Annotated in this window: 16 protein-coding genes; 8 read left to right on the plus strand and 8 right to left on the minus strand. The window is 72.4% G+C overall.

Annotation, left to right across the window (positions count from 1 at the left end):
* On the plus strand, window positions 1-3556 hold a 3556-nt coding region (locus CIB93_RS34285; RefSeq protein ID WP_096632619.1), incomplete at its 5' end, for a hypothetical protein.
* A gap of 167 nt (window positions 3557-3723) precedes the next feature.
* On the opposite strand, the gene CIB93_RS34290 is transcribed toward CIB93_RS34285, so the two are convergent.
* The gene (locus tag CIB93_RS34290; protein WP_096632621.1) at window positions 3724-4077 is read right to left on the minus strand and encodes a hypothetical protein; all 354 of its coding nucleotides are present in this window, start codon (window positions 4075-4077) and stop codon (window positions 3724-3726) included.
* Window positions 4078-4750: 673 nt separating this feature from the next.
* Between CIB93_RS34290 and CIB93_RS34295 the strand changes: the two genes are divergently transcribed.
* From CIB93_RS34295 to CIB93_RS34310, 4 genes are read left to right on the plus strand one after another with little or no spacing between them, the layout of a single operon-like run.
* A complete protein-coding gene (locus tag CIB93_RS34295) occupies window positions 4751-7693 on the plus strand; it encodes a nitrate- and nitrite sensing domain-containing protein (RefSeq protein ID WP_096632622.1) in 2943 nt (980 codons plus the stop codon).
* Window positions 7690-8133 carry a roadblock/LC7 domain-containing protein gene (locus tag CIB93_RS34300; RefSeq protein ID WP_096632624.1) on the plus strand — a complete coding sequence of 148 codons (444 nt, stop codon included), beginning with the start codon at window positions 7690-7692 and terminating at the stop codon, window positions 8131-8133. Before CIB93_RS34295 ends, CIB93_RS34300 begins: the two co-directional genes overlap by 4 nt.
* A 9-nt stretch (window positions 8134-8142) precedes the next feature.
* The gene (locus CIB93_RS34305; protein ID WP_096632643.1) at window positions 8143-8580 is read left to right on the plus strand and encodes a DUF742 domain-containing protein; all 438 of its coding nucleotides are present in this window, start codon (window positions 8143-8145) and stop codon (window positions 8578-8580) included.
* A complete protein-coding gene (locus CIB93_RS34310; RefSeq protein ID WP_096632626.1) occupies window positions 8561-9166 on the plus strand; it encodes an ATP/GTP-binding protein in 606 nt (201 codons plus the stop codon). The genes CIB93_RS34305 and CIB93_RS34310 overlap by 20 nt, the downstream gene beginning before the upstream one ends.
* A gap of 282 nt (window positions 9167-9448) precedes the next feature.
* Here the strand turns inward: CIB93_RS34310 and CIB93_RS34315 are convergent, their stop codons facing one another.
* From CIB93_RS34315 to CIB93_RS34330, 4 genes are all read right to left on the minus strand, one after another.
* A complete protein-coding gene (locus CIB93_RS34315) occupies window positions 9449-10639 on the minus strand; it encodes a lipid-transfer protein (protein ID WP_096632627.1) in 1191 nt (396 codons plus the stop codon).
* Window positions 10636-11103, minus strand: coding sequence for a Zn-ribbon domain-containing OB-fold protein (locus tag CIB93_RS34320; RefSeq protein ID WP_257002495.1), 468 nt, complete (start codon window positions 11101-11103; stop codon window positions 10636-10638). Before CIB93_RS34320 ends, CIB93_RS34315 begins: the two co-directional genes overlap by 4 nt.
* Before the next feature lie 88 nt (window positions 11104-11191).
* A complete protein-coding gene (locus tag CIB93_RS34325; protein WP_096632629.1) occupies window positions 11192-11539 on the minus strand; it encodes a DUF962 domain-containing protein in 348 nt (115 codons plus the stop codon).
* A 126-nt stretch (window positions 11540-11665) separates the two neighbouring features.
* Window positions 11666-12472, minus strand: coding sequence for a M15 family metallopeptidase (locus tag CIB93_RS34330; protein WP_096632631.1), 807 nt, complete (start codon window positions 12470-12472; stop codon window positions 11666-11668).
* Window positions 12473-12532: 60 nt separating this feature from the next.
* Between CIB93_RS34330 and CIB93_RS34335 the strand changes: the two genes are divergently transcribed.
* Window positions 12533-13096, plus strand: a complete 564-nt coding sequence (locus tag CIB93_RS34335; RefSeq protein ID WP_096632633.1) for an NUDIX domain-containing protein — start codon at window positions 12533-12535, stop codon at window positions 13094-13096.
* A 46-nt stretch (window positions 13097-13142) separates the two neighbouring features.
* On the opposite strand, the gene CIB93_RS34340 is transcribed toward CIB93_RS34335, so the two are convergent.
* Entirely contained in the window at window positions 13143-15491 is a 2349-nt protein-coding gene (locus CIB93_RS34340; RefSeq protein WP_096632634.1) for a glycoside hydrolase family 31 protein, read from the minus strand.
* Window positions 15492-15707: 216 nt separating this feature from the next.
* Between CIB93_RS34340 and CIB93_RS34345 the strand changes: the two genes are divergently transcribed.
* Window positions 15708-17687 (plus strand): acetoacetate--CoA ligase, encoded by a 1980-nt coding sequence (locus CIB93_RS34345; RefSeq protein WP_096632636.1) that lies wholly within the window; start codon window positions 15708-15710, stop codon window positions 17685-17687.
* Between the two features lie 63 nt (window positions 17688-17750).
* Window positions 17751-18698 carry a hypothetical protein gene (locus CIB93_RS34350; RefSeq protein ID WP_096632638.1) on the plus strand — a complete coding sequence of 316 codons (948 nt, stop codon included), beginning with the start codon at window positions 17751-17753 and terminating at the stop codon, window positions 18696-18698.
* Window positions 18699-18768: 70 nt separating this feature from the next.
* Here the strand turns inward: CIB93_RS34350 and ptsP are convergent, their stop codons facing one another.
* Both ptsP and CIB93_RS34360 read right to left on the minus strand, forming a co-directional pair.
* The gene (gene ptsP / locus CIB93_RS34355; protein ID WP_096632640.1) at window positions 18769-20439 is read right to left on the minus strand and encodes a phosphoenolpyruvate--protein phosphotransferase; all 1671 of its coding nucleotides are present in this window, start codon (window positions 20437-20439) and stop codon (window positions 18769-18771) included.
* Window positions 20440-20516: 77 nt separating this feature from the next.
* Window positions 20517-20966 carry a PTS glucose transporter subunit IIA gene (locus tag CIB93_RS34360; RefSeq protein ID WP_096632641.1) on the minus strand — a complete coding sequence of 150 codons (450 nt, stop codon included), beginning with the start codon at window positions 20964-20966 and terminating at the stop codon, window positions 20517-20519.
* Between the last annotated feature and the right edge of the window lie 553 nt (window positions 20967-21519).

Below are 21519 nucleotides of genomic sequence, written 5' to 3' on the forward strand. Positions count from 1 at the left end.
CGCCGCCGCCGACCGCTCCGCCAGGGTCGCCGCCGCCATCCGCGAGGCCGAACGCGACGCCGCCCCCGCCCTGGCGGCCCGCACCGCCGCCGCCACCGACCTCGTGCGCGCCCTGCACGCCGCCGCCGAGGAGGGCGAGCGCGTCGCCAACGAGGAGGAGGAGCGCTCCGACACCCTCCAGGCCACCGGCGAACGCGCCCACCGGGACGCCACAGTCGCCGCGACCGAGGCCCAGCGTGCCCGCAGCGAGGCCGGACACCTGCGCCAGCGCCTCGCCGAGGTCGAACAGGAAACCGCAGAGGCGGTCCGGGCGGGCTGGCTCGACGACACCGCGCCCGACGCCGACCCGGCCCGTGCCGCCCTCGCCGCCAACGACGCCGAGCAGTCCGCGGTCGCCGCCTGGGACACCGCCCGCGAGGCCGCCCGCACCGCCGCCGACACCGCCCGCGAAGCAGCCGCCGCCGAGAGCCGCGCCGAACTGGCCGCCGCCCGCGCCGCCGACGGGGCCAAGGCCGCCGAGCAGAGTTACGAGGACGAGCTGCGTGCGGCCGCCTCCATCGCCGCCGACCCACGCCTCTCCGACCTGCTCGGCCTGCCCGCCGCCACCGGCGTCCCGCACCCCCGCCGGGAAGCCGCCGACAAGCAGACCGGAGCTGACGGGCGGAGTGCCGCCCGGCCCGGCCCGCAGAGCGACGACGGCACGGGCCCCACCCGCCAAGGCGACGGCACGGGCCCCGGCACCGACGCCTCCCCGGACCGCGCGGTCGCCCTCGCCGACCAGGCCGTCCAGGACCGCCAGCCGCTCAGCGCCGAGGAGTTCGACCGCAGCGCCGACGAACTGCGCGAACTCCTCGACCAGTCCGTCACCGCCGCCGAGCGCCGCCTCTTCGACCTCCGCACCGCCGCCGCCGACGACGCCCGCATCCTCGGCGCCCTCGGCGAGGGCGGGCTGCTGCCCCCCGGCCCCGACGTCCTCGCCACCGTCGAATACCTCGGCGAGCACGGCATCCCCGCCCTGCCCGGCTGGCGCTATCTCGCCCAGGCCGTAGACCCGGCCGACCATGCCGCCGTCCTCGCCGCCCGCCCCGAGCTTGTCGACGGCGTCGTCATCACCGACCCCGACGCCCACACCCGCGCCCGCGAAGTCCTCGGCGGTGCGGCCCTGCTTCCCCGCTCGACCGTGGCCGTCGGTACCGCCGCCGCCCTCCTCGCCCCCGTCCCGGCCCCCGGCACCGGCTCCGACGCGCAGAACGAAGGCGTCTTCCTCGTCCCGCCGAACCCGGCCATGCACGACGAACACGCCGCCGACGAGGAACGCCACGCGCTGCGCAGCCGTGCCGCCGCACGCGACGAGGACATCCGCACCCTCGCCGCCCGCCTCTCCGGGGACCGCGCCCTCGCCGCCCGCATCGGCTCCTGGCGCGCCGACTGCCCGCCCGGCATGCTCGGCGAGCTGGCCGAGGCCGCCGCCCGTGCCCGTACGGACGCAGAGAGTGCCGAGGCCGTCCTCACCGAGGCCCGCACCGCCCGTGCCGAGGCCGAAGAGGCCGCCGCCGACACCGCCCGGGTCCGCGACGAGCGCCAGGAAGCCGCCCAGCGGGCCCGCCGCGCCGCCGACGCGCTCGCCGGACTCGCCTTCCGGCTGCGGGAACGGGCTGGCTGGGGGGCCCGCCTGCGCGAACTGGTCGACGAGGCCGCCGAGTCCGAGGCACGGGCCGCCGTCTGCCTCGACCTCGCCCGCGCTGCCGACGAGGACCGCCGCGCCGCCCAGCGCGCAGGTGACGACGCCCGCCGCACCGCCCGCGCCCTGCGGGCCGAGCGCGCCGAGATCGCCGGAGTCCCCGAAGTCCTCCCCGAGGCCGACGAGAGCAGGGCCCGCACCGCCCTGCCCACCCTGCGCGAGGCGTACCGAGCCGCCTCCCAGCTGTACGAGAAGGTCGGCGTCGGCGCCGACCTGCGCGCCGAGCAGGCCCGTGCCGAGAGCGACGAGAGCGCGGCCCTCGCCGAGCTGGACCGCCTCACCAACAAGGTCCGCACCCGCGCCGCCCAGCTCCTGGAAGGCACCGACGGCGCGGACGGCCCGTCCCGCCAGGCCGCTGTCGCCCGCGCCGAATCCCACGTCCAGCTCCTGGAGACCCGCGCCTCCACCGCCAGCGAACACCTGGGCCGACTGCGTGGCGAGGCCGAGCGGCTCGCCCCCGACGACGACCGCCCCCACCACACCGAACTGTCCGACGAGCTCGTCCCGGACGACGCCGAACAGGCCCAGGCCTTCCTGCGTACGGCCACCGCCGAGCTGGCCGCCGCCACCGCCGCCCTGGACACCGCCCGCGCCGCCCACAGCGAGCTGCTCCACGCCCACCGCACCGCCGAGGACTCCGCGGGCGGCTTCGACGAGACCGCGGCCCTGCTGCGGGACCTGCTGCGCGACCACGGCGCGGAGGACGGCACCGAGTCCCCCGACCCGTACCCCGGGACCCTGGAGGAGGCCCGGCAGTCGGCCGCCGAGGCCCGCCGCTCCCTGCGCGGCTGCAACGCCGACCTCTCGGCCGCCGAGAGCGCTGTCCGGGAAGCGAGCGACATCCTCGTCCGGCACGCCAACTCCACCCGCTACGAGCAGGTCCGCACCCCGGCCCGCCAGCAGATCCGGGAGCTCCCCGCCTCCGCACTGCCCGAGCACGCGCAGAAGTGGGCCGACGCCTTCGCCCCGCGGCTCCGGGTCCTCACCGACGAACTGATCCAGCTGGAACGCAACCGCGACTCGATCGTCGACCGGCTGCGCGGCCTGGTCGAGTCGGCGCTCACCACCCTGCGTTCCGCCCAGCGGCTGTCCCAGCTCCCCGAAGGACTGGGGGAGTGGTCCGGGCAGGAATTCCTGCGCATCCGCTTCGAGGAGCCCGACCAGGCCACCCTCACCGAACGCCTCGGCGAGGTCATCGACGAGGCCACCCACGCCGCCCTCAAGAAGAACTCCGACCTGCGCCGGGACGGCATGTCCCTGCTCCTGCGGGGCGTCGAGGCGGCACTGCGACCCAAGGGCATCGCGGTGGAGATCCTCAAGCCGGACGCCGTGCTCCGCGCCGAGCGGGTCCCGGTCGGGCAGATGGGCGACGTCTTCTCCGGCGGCCAGCTGCTCACCGCCGCCATCGCCCTCTACTGCACGATGGCGGCCCTGCGCAGCAACGACCGGGGCCGCGACCGCCACCGCCACGCAGGCACGCTCTTCTTGGACAACCCGATCGGCCGCGCCAACGCCACCTATCTGCTGGAGCTCCAGCGCGCGGTCTCCGATGCGCTGGGAGTGCAGCTGCTGTACACGACCGGACTCTTCGACACGACCGCGCTCGCCGAATTCCCGCTGGTCATCCGGTTGCGCAACGATGCCGACCTGCGGGCCGGGCTGAAGTACATCAGCGTGGAGGAGCACCTGCGCCCCGGCCTGCCGCAGCAGGACCCGGACGGCGAGACGGTCCACGGCGAGATCACGGCGACCCGCATGTTCAAGCGGAGCGAACAGACCACCGCCCAAGGGCCGGACGACCACCCCGGCAAGTAGACCGCCGGGCCGGCCCCGCCAAGAGGGCGGGGCCCAGGCCCGGAGACGGATCGCCCGGACAGGCCCAGGGACAGGTCGCCCGGCCCGGGGACAGAATTCCGGAAGAGACCCAGGACAGGTCGCCCGGTGAGGCCCGGGCCCGGGTCGGCCCGGACCGTATCGCTGGATCAGGCGCGGGACAGATCGCCGGTGTTCCGGCGGGCCGGTATACCGCCGCCCGTGCCGTCCCGCTGGGCAGCGCGCTCGGCCCGCCGGGCCCGGCGCCGCTCGCGGCGTATCTGCCGTGCCGTGCTGCTCGGCACGGACACCACGCCATGGCGCTGGTTCCACACCTGTCGGGTCACCCACACATCGAGCACCGCCCAGGTGGCGACCACCGTGCTGGCGACGCTGCTCAGCACCATCGGGAAGGCCAGCCAGGAACCGGTCAAGGTGCTCAGAAAGGCGACCATCGCCTGGATGATCGTCAGCGACATGATCAGAACGGCACGCACGGCCGCCGTCCGCACCGCATCGGGCATGCGCCGCTTCGACGCAGGCTCCTCCACCCACAACTGCCGCGGAACCCGCGCCCCGTTCGCGGCTTCCGATTCCGCGGCCGCTGGTACTCCCGGCACTCCCGGCACTCCCGGCACTCCCGGCACTCCCGGTACTCCAGCGCTCCCGCGCTCCTGCGTGCTCAAGGCCCTTCAACTCCCCACCACTGTCCGACTTCAGGGTGGCTGCCCGGCTTGCGCCGGTTCTACGCGGGCGGACCGCGTCCGCCCCGCCGCGCACGCCCCCACTGCGCGCTTCCCCGTACATATGGACGAACCACTCGTCCCGAAGATTCCCCTGGAAAGCGCCCGCACGGCACGGAACGTCACGGATCGAAGAATTCCAGCCACTGATGCGTGCCGGTCCTGATCGGTCCGGTCGGGATCCTCTGTCGCTTTCGCGAATTTCATCTCCCGGAATACCGGGACAACTCATGATCAAGTCCAGTGCGAACGGCTGAAAATCATCCGGACGTGTCTTCGAGTTGTCTCCGCGTCGGTAGTAGGCTCGCGCCGTTTATTGACGCAGGACGGACCTCGCCCGCGTTCGCCCGATGCGCGCCGGTGTACGCACGGCGCCTGCCGGGGCTGGGGCCGGGGCCGAGGGACGACCGGGAGAAGACCACCCCCGCGGTGCGGGGCCGATCTGGGGGAGGCCATGCGCTTTCGCGGAAAGTCCATCCGCAGGAAGATCGTGGCGTTGCTGTTGGTGCCGCTCGTCTCCCTCTCGGGCCTCTGGGTCTTCGCCACGTACATCACCGGCCGTCAGGCGAGCGGACTGATGAGCGCCGGGGCCATCGTGGAGAAGGTCGGCCACCCTCTGGAGGACGCCGTCCGCGCCGTCCAGGAGGAACGGCGGCAGACCCTGGTCTTCCTCGCCGACCCGAGAGCCTCCGACGCGCTGCCCCTCCTCCTCGGCCAACGCGCCGCCACCGACCGCATCGTGGGCGAGGTCAGGGAGAACGCCCGGCAGCAGGACGTCCGCGAAGCGCTGAACACCGAGGACCTCAGCCGCCTGGACGCGATCCTCAGCGCCGTCGACGGACTGGACGCCCTGCGCGACTCCGTCGAGAAGCGCACCATCAGCCGGGCGAAGGCGATGGACTTCTACAACGGCCTCGTCGACCCCTCGTACCGCTTCCTCAACGGACTCCACACCCTGGAGAACGTGTCGATGGACAAGCAGATGCGGGCTCTGGTCGGGATATCCCGGGCCCGGGAGATGCTGTCGCGCGAGGATGCCCTGGTCGCCTCCGGCCTTGTCACGGGCCGGTTCACCACCTCCGAACTGCGCCGGATATCGGGCCTGGTGGCCCAGCGCGAGCTGCTCTACGAGGTCAGCCTCGAAAACCTTCCCGCGGCGGAACGCCGCCGCGTCGAGCAGTTCTGGGGCAGCCCGGACACCGAACCCCTGCGCACCGCCGAGGACGCCCTGATCGCCGCCGGGCCGACGAAGCGCCCCGCAGCCGTCGACACCGACCGCTGGCAGGAGGCGGCCGGGTCCGTTCTCGACCGGCTGGCGGGCCACTCCACGGAGATGGGCGACCGTTTCAGGGACCGTGCCGAGCCTGCCGCCTACCGGGTCCTCGCCCAGGCCGGAATCGCCGGAGTCCTCGGCTTCCTGGCCCTGATCGTCTCGATCTTCGTCTCCGTACGCATCGGCCGCGAGCTCGTCCGAGACCTCTCCCGGCTACGCAAGGACGCTCACGAGGTCTCGGGTGTGCGGCTGCCGAGCGTGATGCGCCGCCTCGCCGCGGGCGAGCAGGTGGACGTCGGTACCGAGACCCCGCAGCTCAGCTACGAACCCGACGAGATCGGCCAGGTCGGGCAGGCGCTCAACACCCTCCAGCGGGCAGCCGTCGAGGCCGCCGTCAAACAGGCGGACATGCGCCGCGGCGTCTCCGAGGTCTTCGTCAACCTGGCCCGCCGCAACCAGGTCCTCCTGCACCGCCAGCTGACCCTGCTGGACGCGATGGAGCGCCGCACCGAGGACAGCGACGAACTGGCCGACCTGTTCCGCCTCGACCATCTCACCACCCGCATGCGGCGGCACGCCGAAGGGCTCGTGATCCTCTCCGGCGCGGCCCCCTCCCGCCAGTGGCGCAAGCCCATCCAGCTGATGGACGTGGTGCGGGCCGCCGTGGCCGAGGTCGAGGACTACGAACGCATCGAAGTCCGGCGCATCGCCCGTATCGGCGTGGGCGGGCCCGCCGTCGCCGACCTCACCCACCTCATCGCCGAACTCCTGGAGAACGCCACTGTCTTCTCACCCCCGCACACCGCGGTCCAGGTGCACGGCGAACGCGTCTCCAACGGCTTCACCCTCGAAATCCACGACCGCGGCCTCGGCATGCCCCCCGAAGTCCTCCTCGACGCGAACCTCCGGCTCGCCGAGACCCCCGACTTCGAACTCTCCGACACCGACCGACTGGGCCTCTTCGTGGTCAGCCGCCTCGCCCAGCGCCAGAACGTCCGGGTCTCCCTGCAGAAATCGCCGTACGGAGGCACCACCGCGGTCGTCTTCATCCCCGCCGCCCTGCTCACCGACGCTCCCGACACCCATGGCACCGGCTTCCGTCTCGACCGCCGGGCCGAACGGGCGATCGGCAGCGGCCGGAGCGCCGGGGCGGCGCAGGGCGCGGAGGGCGTGACGTGGGGCGGGGAGCGTCGTGTCAACGGCAGGTCCGCGGTGCTCTCCCCGGTACCCGCCGGGCTCACCGGCCCCGACGTCCTCGACGGCCCGGTCGAACTCGAAGCCCCCGTCGGCCCGCTGGACTTCGACGGCTGCCCCCTTGACCGTTCCCCGGACCCGGCCCTTGATCCGGCCCTGGGGCCCGTACTGGACGGGGTTTCCGACCTGGAGGACACCGAGAGCGAGCGCGGCGGCATCTTCCGCTCCCGCGACCTGCGGCGTGACGCCGACCGTGGTGCCGACCATGGTCCCGACGGCGACACCGACCGCCGGGCCCGTCGTGCCGGGCGCGGGGGGCCGCGCAGGGGCGCCGACCGGGACCAGCACGAGCAGGCCCGCGACCGCGGCGACGGGCCCACGGCGGACGTCCGCCCGATGCGCCCCTCAGGCCCCGCCCCGCTGCCCCGGCGCACCCCGCCGACCCTGGTGGCCGACCGGGGCCGCCGGGTGGACGACGGAGCCAGGGACGACACCCCGGCCGCCACACCCACAACGGCCCACCGCACTCCGACGGCCACACGCACTCCGCCGGCCCCCGACACCGTGGGTGGCCTGCCCCGGCGGATCCGGCAGGCCAGCCTCGCCCCCCAGCTCCAGGACCCGGCGGAACGGACTCAGCCCCGGCTGCCCGTGGACCCCTTCGACGACATCGAGCGGGACGCGGACGAGGTACGGGACCGCATGGCATCGCTCCAGCGCGGCTGGCAGCGCGGTCGACGGCAGAACGCCGAAATCACAGGGGCCACAGGGACCGCAGAGACCGCAGGGACCACAGAGAAGGCCAGAACCACCGCGAACGCCCAGAACACCAACAGCACCGCGAACACCAACACCACCCAGAACACCGAGGACACAGCCGGCCCCGGTGGCACAGCACCAGGAACCACTCCGGGAGGGGACGGTCGATGACCGCACCGAACGCCGCAGCACACGACCCCGCACGCCAGGGCTCGGGCGAACTGAACTGGCTGCTCGACGAACTCGTCCAGCGCGTCGCCAGCATCCGCAAGGCTCTGGTGCTCTCCAGCGACGGGCTCGCCACGGGCGCCTCGCAAAACCTGACCCGGGAGGACAGTGAGCATCTCGCCGCGGTGGCCTCCGGGTTCCACAGCCTCGCCAAGGGCGTCGGCCATCACTTCGACGCGGGCCGGGTGCGCCAGACCGTCGTCGAGCTGGACGAGGCGTTCCTCTTCGTCACCGCCGCCGGCGACGGGAGCTGTCTCGCCGTCCTGGCCGATGCCGACTCCGACGTGGGCCAGGTGGCGTACGAGATGACGTTGATGGTCAAGCGCGTGGGGGCCCATCTGGCCAACGCCCCACGGACGACCGGTCTGCCCGCCGGAGGGTGAGTGGCGGGCATGAGCGCCGACTCCCGCCGGGGCACGGACCCCGGGTCCCCGGACGGTCCCCTCGACCCCCAGTCCTCGCGGTGGTACGACGCGGAAGCGGGGCCCGTGGTCCGTCCGTACGCGATGACCCGCGGGCGTACCAGCAGCGCCACCCGTCACCGGCTCGACCTGATCGCGCTCGTGGTGCCGGAACCGGCCGCCGACGACCCCGGCCGGGACCAGACGCTAGCCCCCGAACATGTACGCATTGTCGAACTCTGCAGCGACATGCCCCAGTCGATCGCCGAGCTCGCCGCCGAACTCGACCTCCCGGTAGGGGTGGTACGGGTCCTGGTCGGTGATCTCGTCGAGGACGAGCTGGTGCATGTCACCCGCCCCGTTCCGCCGGCCGAGCTGCCGGACGTGAACATCCTCCGCGAGGTGATCAATGGCCTTCGGGCGCTCTAGCCGCGGACAGCGGCCCGTCGAGCCCGTCACCCTGAAGATCCTGGTGGCGGGTGGATTCGGCGTGGGCAAGACGACGGCGGTCGGCGCGGTCAGTGAGATCAGACCGCTGCGCACCGAGGAACGCCTCAGCGAGGCGGGCCGCCCGGTCGACGACCTCGAAGGCGTCGAGTCCAAGACGACCACCACGGTCGCCATGGACTTCGGCAGGATCACGCTCCGCGAGGACCTGGTCCTCTATCTGTTCGGCACACCCGGCCAGGACCGCTTCTGGTTCCTCTGGGACGAACTGGCCCAGGGCGCCCTGGGCGCGGTCGTTCTCGCCGACACCCGGCGGCTGGAGGACTGCTTCGCGGCGGTCGACTACTTCGAACGCCGGGGCATCCCCTTCGCCGTGGCCGTCAACTGCTTCGAGGGAGCCGACCGGTTCCCTCCGGATACCGTGCGGGCCGCCCTGGACCTGGACCCCGAGGTGCCGCTGCTCGTGTGCGACGCCCGGGACCGCTCCTCGGTGCGTGACGTTCTGGTCGCGGTCGTGGAGCACGCTCTGGAGCGGGTGGCGCGCGCTCGTGAACCCGTCGCCACCTGACGCCGATCGGCGGATACCGGCAGCGATACGCGTACGGCCCGTACCCCCGCCGACAGGGGTACGGGCCGCACGTCGTCCGGCGGGCCGGGCTGTGAGTGTTCTGCGGTCGTGACGATGAGTCAAGTCCTCATGAAGGGTGATCTGTTACGGCGGCGGACTCAGGGAATGGCTCAGGGGGGCGCCCCAGGCGCACGGCTCGGGCGGCGGAATCAGGAAACGACCCAGGCGCACGGGCGGGCGGCGGCTCAGGAGACGTCTCAGGTGATGGCTCGCGCGACGGGCTCAGCGGACCGCCACCACCGCCGAACCGTGCCCGAACAGCCCCTGGTTGGCCGTGATGCCCACTCGGGCCCCCGGCACCTGCCGTTCCCCGGCCCGGCCGCGCAACTGCCAGACCAGCTCGCAGACCTGCGCTATCGCCTGCGCGGGCACCGCCTCGCCGAACGAGGCCAGGCCCCCGCTCGCGTTGACCGGAACCCGGCCGCCCAGCGCGGTCGTCCCGTCCCGCACCAGCTTCGCGCCCTCGCCGGGAGCGCACAGCCCGATGTCCTCGTACCACTCCAACTCCAGTGCCGTGGACAGGTCGTAGACCTCCGCCAGTGACACGTCCTCGGGCCCGGCCCCCGCCTCCTCGTACGCGGCCCGGGCGATCGAGGCACGGAAGCTCTCCGGCGGGGGGTCGACCGCCACCGCCGAGTCCGTGCCGATGTCCGGCAGATCAAGGACCGTCCTCGGGAAGGTCGGAGTCACGGTGGACACGGCCCGGATCCGCACCGGATCGGTCACCCCGCGGCGCCGCGCGAACTCCATGCTGCACAGCACCAGGGCCGCGGCCCCGTCGGAGGTGGCGCAGATGTCCAGCAGCCGCAGCGGATCGGCCACCACCGCCGAGGCGGCGACCTCCTCGGCCGTCACCGGTCTCCGGTAGCGGGCGTTCTCGTTCAGCGCGCCCGCCGCCGCGTTCTTCACCTTGACCAGGGCGAAATCCTCCGGCGATTCCCCGTACAGCGCCATGCGACGGCGCGCGTACAGCCCGAAGTACGCAGGGTTCGTCGCCCCGAGCACCCGGAAGCGCAGCCAGTCCGGATCGTCGGGTCGCTCCCCGCCCGCCGGGGCGAAGAACCCCTTCGGCGCCGCATCGGCCCCCACGACCAGGACCACGTCCGCCATCCCGGCCAGGATCTGCGCCCGCGCGGTGTTGACCGCCTGGGCCCCGGAAGCGCACGCGGCGTACACCGAGGTGACCCGCGCCCCCTGCCACCCGAGCGCCTGGGCGAACGAGGCCCCGGCCACGTACCCCGGATACCCCCCGCGCACCGTCTGCGCGCCCACGACCGACTGCACCTCGGGCCAGCCGATCCCCGCGTCGGCGAGGGCGGCCCGCGCGGCGACCCGCCCGTACGTGACGAATCCGCGCCCCCACTTGCCCCACGGGTGCATCCCGGCTCCGAGCACCGCCACATCACCGGTCATGACGTGGTCCCCTGTTCCCCGACGGGGCGCCAGTGCCAGGTCGTGTGCACGATGCCCGCCGCGGCGTCCTCGTCCAGCACGCCGGGCATCACCTCCACCGTCGAGCCGACCGGCAGCTCGCCCACGCCGACCCCGGGTGCGGCCTGCCCCAGCACCACCATGCGCTCGGCCGCCAGCTCGACGGCGACCAACGTGTACGGGACCCAAGGGACTTCGGGATCGCTGAGGTACGGGGGAGGGGGCCGGTAGCGGCCGTCGGTGCAGGACCAGACCGTGCCTCGCTTCGACAGCGGCACCTCCTCCAGCTCCCCACCGGGACAGCCCGGATTACGGCAGTGGCCGTCCTCGCGGGGGAAGTGGACCGACCAGCAACCGGAGCAGCGGGTGCCCAGCAGTCGGAAGTCCTCCTCCCCGGCGCCCTCGGTGAACCAACCGGCCACCACCGGAATGCGCGTATGAGGCAAGGCCCCTCCCCAGCACTGGATCTGACGGAACGTCAGAAGTGTGCCACGGGCGGCCTCCCCGGGCGAGGGGTACGCGGCGGCGTACGGCTCAGCCGTGCTCCGCCAGCCACTTCGCGGCGATCTCCGCCAGCTCCGCGTCCCGGCCCGCCAGCATCATCCGGATCATCTGCGCATCCCCGCGCAACGACCACGCCGGATGCCCGAACGTGGCCGGGTTGTTCTTCTCGATCAGGAAGTGTGCGGGCCAGGCCGTGCCGTAGCCGATCAGCGGCAGGGCCGCCAGCCAGCGCCTCCGTCCCCGCGCCAGCCCGTAGACCGAGATCGCGAGTCCGGTCAGCGTGCCGGCCAGATGGACCCAGCGGGTGGCGGCGCGGGAGTGCATCGCGACGTAGTACGGCCAGAACTCCTCGTACGTATCGAACGTCTGCTGTGACATACGGGCACCGTAGCCGCCCGATCCGCAACCGAAAACGTCTCCGCGGCGTCCGAAAGGAAGAACGGGCGGCCGGAGCCCACGGGGGTGGTCCCGGTCGCCCGTTCATCAGCCCGTGCGAGCAGCCCCTCAGCGCCCGGAGACCGACCTCCGATGCACCGGAAAGTCGAAGTGGGTGTCGGGGAACGGCTCCGGCCTGAAGGTGAAGTGCCACCACTCCTCGGGCAGATTCACGAACCCCGCCTCCGCCAGAGTCCGCTTCAAGAACTGCCGGTTGGCGCGCTGCGCCCCCTGGACCCGCGGATCGTCCGTGTGCGACAGGGGGTCGAAGCAGTCGTAACCCGTTCCCATGTCCACCGAGTTGTCGGGGAAGCGATCGTCCTTCGGTGCGAAGCAGGGAGCCAGCCGCTCGCCCGGACGGTACGGCCTGGTCGGCAGGGCGGGGAGCCTGACCAGAGTGAGGTCCACCGTGCTGCCCCGGCTGTGCCCGGACTTCTCCGCGATGTAACCGTCCTCGAACAAACGCGACTTGTCGACCAGGGGATAGAACTCCCCCTTCATGGACTGGTCGTCGAGATCCTTCGCCCACCGCACGAAGTGGTCGACCGCCCGCTGCGGCCGGTAACAGTCGTACACCTTCAGCGAATGCCCCCGGCGCAGCAGCCGCTTCTGTGCCAGATGCAGCGCACGGGCGGCGGGCCGGGTCAGGATGCAGACCGGCTGCCGGTAGCCGTCGACCCGCTCGCCCATGAAGGTGTGCGCCGTCGTGTAGCGCATCTCCTGAATGATCGTCGGGTCCACCGAGCGCAGCGCCACGAACTCCTCGGGCGCGATCGGCTCGGGGTGCGCCTGCGCGGGCGGGGAGGCGGCGGTGACGGCGAACAGAGCGGCGGCCGCGGTGGCCAGGGCGCGGAGAGCGGTACGCGATCCTGTCATGGACCCACCGTCTACCAGCTGGGCTGCCCGCGGGGAAGAACGATCCGATACAGTCCGCCCGTGTCCGAACCCGGCAACAGGCCCGCCCCGACCGCCCAGCGGTCACCCCGGTACGTACGGGGTTCCCACTGCGGTACGTGCGGAGCCCCGTATCGCGCCCTCCCGTCCGCCGAGACCTGGCCGCGCACCTGTACGCGTTGCGGCACCACCGCCTACCGCAACCCGCTCCCCGTCGCTGTGGCCCTGCTCCCCGTTACGGGCCCCGGCCCCACCGGACTCGTCGTCATCACCCGCACCATCGAACCCCAGAAAGGCGGAACGGCCCTGCCCGGCGGCTTCGTCGACCACGCCGAGGACTGGCGCCAGGCGGTGGTGCGCGAACTGCGCGAGGAGACCGGCATCGAGGCCACCGAGGAGGACGTCCGCCTCGCCGACGCCCTCAGCGACACGGCCGGACACCTCCTGCTCTTCGGCCTCCTCCCGGCCCGCCCCCTCGCCGCCCTCCCGCCCTCGGCCCCCACCTCGGAGACCTCCGGCTACGAGATCCTGCGCGCCCCGGGCACTCTGGCCTTCCCCCTGCACACGCAAGCGGCGAACGCCTGGTTCGCGGGGCGCTACGGCTGAGGGGCGCACTGACCGACATGCGCCACCCCTGCCCCTCACCGCCCGGTCAGCCCTGCCCCCGCACCACACAGTCCACCTCGCCCTCCACCCCTTGCCGCTCCACCACCACGCGGTCGCCCTCCCACCGCGTCACATACCGCTCGACCTCCGCCTCCGCCCACCCGTCACCCGGATCCCGCACCACGAGCCCGCCCCCGGTACGCCCCGGCCTGGGCGCCCACGCCTCCAGCTCCAGGTCCCCGTCCGCACTCCGCACCGGGATCACCGCACCGGCCCTGACCAGCACCGGGACCCGGGACAGCGGCGCGTCGACCAACACCTGCCCCGGTCCCTCGTACGCCCGCCCGGTCTCCGTGTCGTACCACCGTCCCCGGGGCAGCCGCACCGCCCGCCGCCGCACCCCGGGCTCCAGCACCGGAGCCACCAGCAGCGCATCGCCCAGCAGGAACGCGTCCTCGCACTCCCGCAGCGCCCGGTCGCCCGGCACGCCCCACCACATCGGCCGCGCATAAGGCGCACCGGTCAGCCGAGCCACGTGCGACAGCGTCACGAAGTACGGGCGAAGCCGTTCCCGTTCCGCCAGCGCCGCCCGCGCGCCCTCCAGCACCTCGGGACCGAACTCCCACGGCTCCCGACGCCCCGCGTCGATCGCCGCGTGGGTGCGGAACAACGGCAGGTAGGCGCCCAGCTGGAACCACCGCAGATACAGCTCCGGCGACGGGAACCCGTCGAACCCGCCCACATCCGGCCCCGAGTACGGCACCCCGCACAGCCCGAGACCCAGCACCAGGGCCAGCGAGGCCCGCAGCCCCGGCCACCCGGTCGACACATCACCGGACCAGGTGCCCCCGTACCTCTGCATCCCCGCCCAGCCCGACCGGGAGAAGAGGAACGGCCGCTCCTCCGGACGCCACCGGAGCAGCCCCTCGTACCCGGCCCGGGCCATCGCCAGCCCGTACACGTTGTGGGCCTCGCGGTGATCACCGCCCGCCCCCTCCAGTACATGCCTGGCGGAACGCGGCAACGACGGATCGCCGAACGCCGCGAAGGACACCGGCTCGTTCATGTCGTGCCAGACCCCCGAGAAGCCCTGCGCAAGCCGCTCCTCGTACAGAGATCCCCACCATTCCCGCACAAGCGGATCAGTGAAATCCGGATAGACGGAGGCCCCCGGCCACACCTCACCGACCACCACCCGCCCCCGCGCGTCCCGTACGTACGCACCCCGTTCCCCGACCGCCGCGCCCCCCTCGAACACCGCGTCACCCGGCTCGGCCTTCACCGCCGGGTCCACGATCGACACCAGCCGCACTCCCTCCTCACGCAGCTCCTTCGCCAGCGCGGGCAGCCCGGGGAACCGCTCCCGGTCCACCGTGAACACCCGGTGCCCGTCGTAGTGGTCGATGTCCAGATGCAGGACGGACAGCGGCAGCCCCCGCTCCCGGTACCCGTCGACGATCCGCCGCACCTCCTGCTCACTGCCGAAGCCCCACCGCGCGTGCTGCGGCCCCAGCGCCCAGGACGGGGGCAGCGCCGGCGCACCCGTCAGCGCCGTCCACCCCTGGAGCACCCGGGCCGGCGTCCCCGCCACGACCCAGCAGCGCAGCGGACCGCCTTCCATCCGAACCTCGCACGTCCCCGGCCGGTCATGCCCCGAGCCCGCGCCCTCCTCGCCCTCGCGCAACACCACCCGGCCCGCCCAGGTGTTGTCGTGGAACGCCAGATGCGTTCCCGCGTCCGACACCACCACCTGCACCGGCATCGTCAGATACAGCGGATCGTCCCCCGGACCGAACCGCCCGCCCGGATCGGTGTTCCACAGCCCGTACACCCCGTCCCGCAACCGGGGCCCGCCCGACCGGCCGCCCAGGCCGAAGAACCGCGCGTCCGCGGGCACCTCCGAGCGCTGCACCCACCGCACCGGCCCCCCGCCCACCGGCTCCCACCAGCGTGGCGGCAGCTCCCGCCGCAACAACACCCCGCCCGGCGTCCGCAGCTCCACCGCCCCCGTGCGCGACACCACCACCGTCAGCCGCTCCGACACCACCTGCCAGCCGCCGTCCTTGTCCGGCTCCAGCACCGCCCGCTCGTCCGGCGCGGGCGGCTCACCCGCCACCGCGTACGACGGCACCGGCTCCGCCCCGTCCCACGCCCAGAACACGGCACCCCCCACCGACACCCGGATCCGCAGCTCCGAACGGGCGAACCGCACCACACCCCCGCCGGGCCCCGGCTCCGCACCCGTCAGCGCACCGGGCACCCGGGCCCGCTCCGCCCCGCGCGCGGGCAACGCACGCGCGTCCGCCGACCGGCGCCGCCAGGCCGAGCGCACCGTGCGCAGCCCCCGCACCGAACCGACCAACCTCACCCGACGCACCAGGTCACGACCGTCCATGGCGCACACCCTGCCACCCGCCCGGCCCGCAGAACCTCCCGTTCAACTCCCGTTCATCCATGTCGCGCGCCCGCTCCCCGCCGCCCGGAGGCGGGGCCACCCTGGTGCCGAAGACGATCACATGGCATCGTCCGTGTCAGCCGCTCACGCGCACACCCCAGCCCGTGCGCGCCGACACGCCGACCCCGCGTACTCGTACAGCCAGGGAGCAGCCCCATGACCGAAGCCACGCCCGACACGCCCCTCTGGCAGCCCGGCCCCGACCGCATCGAGGCCGCGGCCGTCACCCGCTTCCAGAACTGGGCCGCGAGCCGGTACGGAGCCCCGGCCGACGGCGGGTACGCAGCCCTGCACCGCTGGTCCGTCGAGGAGCTCGACACCTTCTGGCAGGCCGTCGCCGACTGGTTCGACATCCGCTTCTCCACCCCGTACGAAAGCGTCCTCGGCGACCGCACCATGCCCGGCGCCACCTGGTTCCCCGGCGCCACCCTCAACTACGCCGAACACGCCCTGCGGACCGCCGAGGAGCCGTCCCGCGCCGACACTCCCGCCCTCCTGTACGTCGACGAGACCCACACCCAGATCCCCATCAGCTGGGCAGACCTCCGCCGCCAGGTCGGGGCCCTCGCCGCCGAACTCCGCGCCCTCGGCGTCACCCCCGGCGACCGCGTCAGCGGTTACCTCCCCAACATCCCGCAGGCCGTCGTCGCCTTCCTGGCCACCGCGGCCGTCGGCGGCGTCTGGACCTCCTGCGCCCCCGACTTCGGCGCCCGAAGCGTGCTGGACCGCTTCCAGCAGATCGAACCCGTCGTCCTGTTCACCGTCGACGGCTACCGCTACGGAGGCAAGGAGCACGACCGTACGGAGACCGTCGCCGAACTCCGCCGCGAGCTGCCCACCCTGCGCGCCGTCGTCCACATCCCGCTGCTGGGCACCGACGCCCCCGAAGGCGCCCTCGCCTGGGCCGCCCTCACCTCCGCCGACACCGAGCCGGTCTTTGAACAGGTCCCCTTCGACCACCCGCTGTGGGTTCTCTACTCCTCCGGCACCACCGGCCTGCCCAAGGCCATCGTCCAGTCCCAGGGCGGCATCCTGCTCGAACACTTCAAGCAGATCGGCCTGCACTGCGACCTCGGCCCCGAGGACCGCTTCTTCTGGTACACCTCCACCGGCTGGATGATGTGGAACTTCCTCGTCTCCGGCCTCCTCACCGGCACCACCGTCGTCCTGTACGACGGCAGCCCCGGCTACCCCGACATCAGCGCCCAGTGGAGGGTCGCCGAACAGACCGGCGCCACCCTCTACGGCACCTCCGCCGCCTACGTCATGGCCTGCCGCAAGGCCGACATCCACCCCGGCCGCGACTTCGACCTCTCCCGCGTCCAGTGCGTCGCCACCACCGGCTCACCGCTCCCGCCCGACGGCTTCCGCTGGCTCCACGACGAGGTGGCCGACGACCTCTGGATCGCCTCGGTCAGCGGCGGCACCGACGTCTGCAGCTGCTTCGCCGGAGCCGTTCCGACCCTCCCCGTCCACATCGGCGAGCTCCAGGCCCCCTGCCTCGGCACCGACCTCCAGTCCTGGGACCCGGCGGGCAAGCCGCTCACCAACGAGGTCGGCGAGCTGGTTGTCACCAACCCGCTCCCGTCCATGCCGATCCGCTTCTGGAACGACCCCGACGGCAGCCGCTACCACGACAGCTACTTCGACATGTACCCCGGCGTCTGGCGCCACGGCGACTGGATCACCCTCACCGACCACGGCTCGGTGATCATCCACGGCCGCTCCGACTCCACCCTGAACCGCCAGGGCGTCCGCATGGGCTCCGCAGACATCTACGAGGCCGTCGAACGGCTCCCCGAGATCCGCGAGTCCCTCGTCATCGGCCTCGAAGAACCCGACGGCGGCTACTGGATGCCGCTCTTCGTCCACCTCGCCGAAGGCGCGACCCTCGACGACGACCTGCGCGCCGCGATCAAGAACACCATCCGTGAGAACCTCTCCCCACGCCACGTACCGGACGAGGTCATCGAGGTCCCCGGCATCCCGCACACCCTCACAGGCAAGCGCATCGAGGTCCCGGTCAAGCGCCTCCTCCAGGGAACCGAACTCGCCAAGGCGGTCAACCCGGGTTCGGTGGACAACCTCGACCTGCTCCACTTCTATGCCGAACTGGCCGCGAACCGCCGCGGCTAGCCCGCTTGTCAGTCCCCCTGATTACGCTGAGTGAGCAATTATTCACCGCGCACAGGGGGACACATGGCGCAGACCGAGAACACCAGGCGCAACACCCAGCACAACTCCAAACACAACAAGAAGCACGGCACCGCACCCGGCACAACCCTGCGACGCACGCTGCGCCGCGAGGCCCCCAGCACCATCGGCCTCCTGGTCGACGCGCAGGACTTCGCGGCCATGCGGCACTACCGCACCTTTCCCTTCGACGACCACACCGTCTATCTGCAACAGGTCGAGGCCCTGCTCAAAACGCTCACGGCCCAGGGCATGCACACCACGATCGCCCTCTTCGACCCCGAGGACTACGCCGAATTCTGCGCCGAGTCCGGACTCGACGCGGACACCGGAGCCAGCCGCAGCCGCTTCACCGCGGAGATCGCCGCAGCCGGAGCCACCGTCGCCTACACCGGCCAACGCCTGAGCGACCTCATCCCGCTCCTGGTCTCCCGCGCGGTCCGCCAGGCCACCTGGGAGTACGCCACACTCCTCCTCGCCGACCTCGGCGCCTGCGCGGACTGCGGCCAGGACATCGGGCGCGCGGCCTTCGACCGGGCCTCGCACCTCCTGCTGCGCCTGCTGGAAGCGGCAGGACCGGGCACCCACCACCTGGTCTGCTCGACCCCCACGGAGGACGACCAGCTCCTGGCGGTGCTCAACACCCACCGCGACCCGACGGGCCCGACCCGTATGGACAGCTCCGAGGGCGCGGAGTTCGCCACCGTGCTCGCGGTGGCCGTCGCCCTGGAATCGCGCGGGGGAGTGGTCCTGCGCACCAGCGCCCCCGACAGCCCGGACCGCGTCCACGGCTGGCGGCTGGCCCACGGCACCCTCGCCCCGCTCACCGCGGGCGAGGTCTTCAACGCCTACTGCACCGACGCCGAGACCGGAGAGCCCGTCTCCCCGGAATCCGGCGTGGAGTACTGCGCGGGATTCGACATCCGGGCCGACCCGGCTGAGCCCCACCACTGAGGCGGGCACACAACAGGAGGGGCTTCCCGCCCACGGCGGAAAGCCCCTCCAACACAGACAACCGGCTCGGCTACTCGCCCGAGAGCACAGCCTGAGCGGCCTTGCGCGCCTCATCGGCGGAGTCGGCCGAACGGGCGGCGTTCGCCGCACGCTCGCACTGCGCCAGCGTGTACTTGGCCAGCGTGGCGCGCACATAGGGAATGGACGCCGCACCCATGGAGAGCGAGGTGACACCCAGACCCGTCAGCACACAGGCCAGCAGCGGATCGGCCGCGGCCTCACCGCACACACCGCAGCTCTTGCCCTCGGCACGGGCGGCCTCGGCGGACAGGGCCACCAGATCCAGCAGCGCCGGCTGCCACGGATCCTGGAGCCGAGACACCGCGCCCACCTGACGGTCGGCGGCGAAGGTGTACTGCGCCAGGTCGTTGGTGCCCAGCGACAGGAACTCCACCTCCTGGAGGATCGACCGAGCACGCAGAGCGGCGGACGGAATCTCCACCATCGCACCGAACTTCGCCTGCAACCCGGCCTCACGGCACGCGTCCGCGAACGCCTTGGCGTCGATACGGTCGGCCACCATGGGCGCCATGACCTCAAGGTATACGGGCAGCCCCTCGGCGGCCTTCGCCAGCGCGGTCAGCTGGGTGCGCAGCACCTCGGGGTGGTCCAGCAGACTCCGCAGCCCGCGGACTCCGAGCGCCGGGTTCGGCTCGTCGGCCGGCGTCAGGAAGTCCAGCGGCTTGTCGGCGCCCGCATCCAGCACACGTACGACGACACGCCCCTCGGGGAACGCCTCCAGAACCGCACGGTAGGCCGCGACCTGCTTCTCCTCGGAAGGAGCCTGCTTGCTGTCGTCCAGGAACAGGAACTCGGTCCGGAACAGCCCCACACCCTCGGCGCCCGCCTCGACCGCCGCGGGCACATCGCCCGGACCGCCGACATTGGCGAGCAGCGGCATCTTGTGCCCGTCCGACGTTGCACCCGGACCGGTCGAGGCGGACAGCGCGGCCTTGCGAGCCGCCGCGGCGCTCTCCATCTCGGCGCGCTTCTCGGCGCTCGGGTCGACGAAGATCTCACCCGTGCTGCCGTCCACCGCGACGACCGTGCCCTCCGCCAGCTCACCGGCACCGGGCAGAGCCACCACGGCCGGCACGCCGAGCGCGCGCGCCAGGATCGCGCTGTGGCTGGTCGGCCCGCCCTCCTCGGTGACGAAGCCGAGCACCAGCGTCGGGTCGAGCAGCGCCGTGTCGGCCGGTGCCAGATCGCGCGCGATCAGCACATACGGCTCGTCGCTGTCCGGCACCCCGGGCATCGGCACACCGAGCAGCCGCGCCACGATCCGGTTCCGTACGTCGTCGAGGTCGGCGACTCGCCCCGCCAGGTACTCCCCGGCGTTGGCGAGCAGCGCCCGGTACGCGGCGAACGCGTCGTACACGGCACGCTCGGCGGTGCTGCCCACGGCGATGCGCCGCTCGACATCGGACATCAGCTCGGGGTCCTGCGCCATCATGGCCTGCGCCTCAAGCACGTGCTGTGCCTCGCCACCGGCCAGATTGCCCCGCGCGATCAGGTCGGCCGCCACCGCCTCCACAGCCTGCCGGGCACGCCCCTGTTCGCGCCCGGCCTCCTCGGCGGGAATCTGTTTGGCGGGCGGCTCCAGCACCGCCGTACCCATGTGCCGAACCTCGCCGATGGCCACACCGTGGCTCACGCCGACGCCTCGCAGCGTTGTCTCCATTTCACCCGTCTCCGGTTGTGCGGTGAACTCGTGCCACCGCGGTGGTTGTGCAACTGGCTGTTACTGCGCGCGCGGTGTCACTGCCAGCCGAACAGCGTGTCGCCGACCTTCACGTCGCCGTCCTCGCGAACCTCGGAGAGCGACTCGGCGGTGGCTTCCAGGGCCACGATGGGGCAGATGGGTGACTTGCCGGCCGCCTCGACGGCGTTCGGGTCCCAGCGCACGATGCTCTGGCCGCGGGTCACCGTGTCCCCCTTGTTCACGAGAAGCTCGAAGCCCTCGCCGTTGAGCTGGACGGTGTCGATGCCGAGGTGCGTCAGAACCCCGTGCCCGTCCGCGTCGACGACGACGAACGCGTGGGGGTGGAGGGAGACGACGATGCCGTCGACCGGGGAGACGGCCTCGGAGGGCTCACGTACGGGGTCGATGGCGGTGCCGGGACCGACCATCGCGCCGGAGAAGACCGGGTCGGGAACCGCGGTGAGTCCAATGGCGCGTCCAGTAAGAGGGGACGTCACGTTGGTCATGGGGAGCCTCCCAGGGGGTGGAGATTCAGGTGTCGCCGCCGTGGCTGATGGGGGGCGGCGTACTGCTCAGCAGCGTAAGTCATATGAAGTCCCGGTTCCGCCCGAGACCTACCGCTTGACGGACCTAGGGGTGCACCAGAAACGATTTGCCTCGATCCCCGGTGCCCTGTACTGTCGTACTCCTGCCTGACCCCAACGCGACTTTGAGTCGGGGGTCGGCGGCGACCTTCAAGCCCAGATCCTAACCCTGAACCTCCCTTCGGCATGCCCGCGGGACGTGGTCAAGGGAAGCGGAAAAGGCCTGATAAAGTCGGATCCGCCGAAAGGCAAAGGCCCTCCACAGGCCACCGGAAATCGAATTCGGACCGGAAACGGAACGAAAAAGAGTCTGGTAAAGTTGGAACCGCCGGAAAGGGAAAACGCGAAAGCGAAGGACCTCGAAAGCAACCCGCTTCGACCGGGAATCGGACACGAAAGAGTCTGATAGAGTCGGAAACGCAAGAACGAAGGGAAGCGCCCGGAGGGCCCCGGTGAAACGGGACCGAAGGAAGCG

Origin of the sequence: Streptomyces sp. WZ.A104 (genome assembly GCF_002382885.1) — a bacterium.
Lineage (GTDB): Bacteria > Actinomycetota > Actinomycetes > Streptomycetales > Streptomycetaceae > Streptomyces.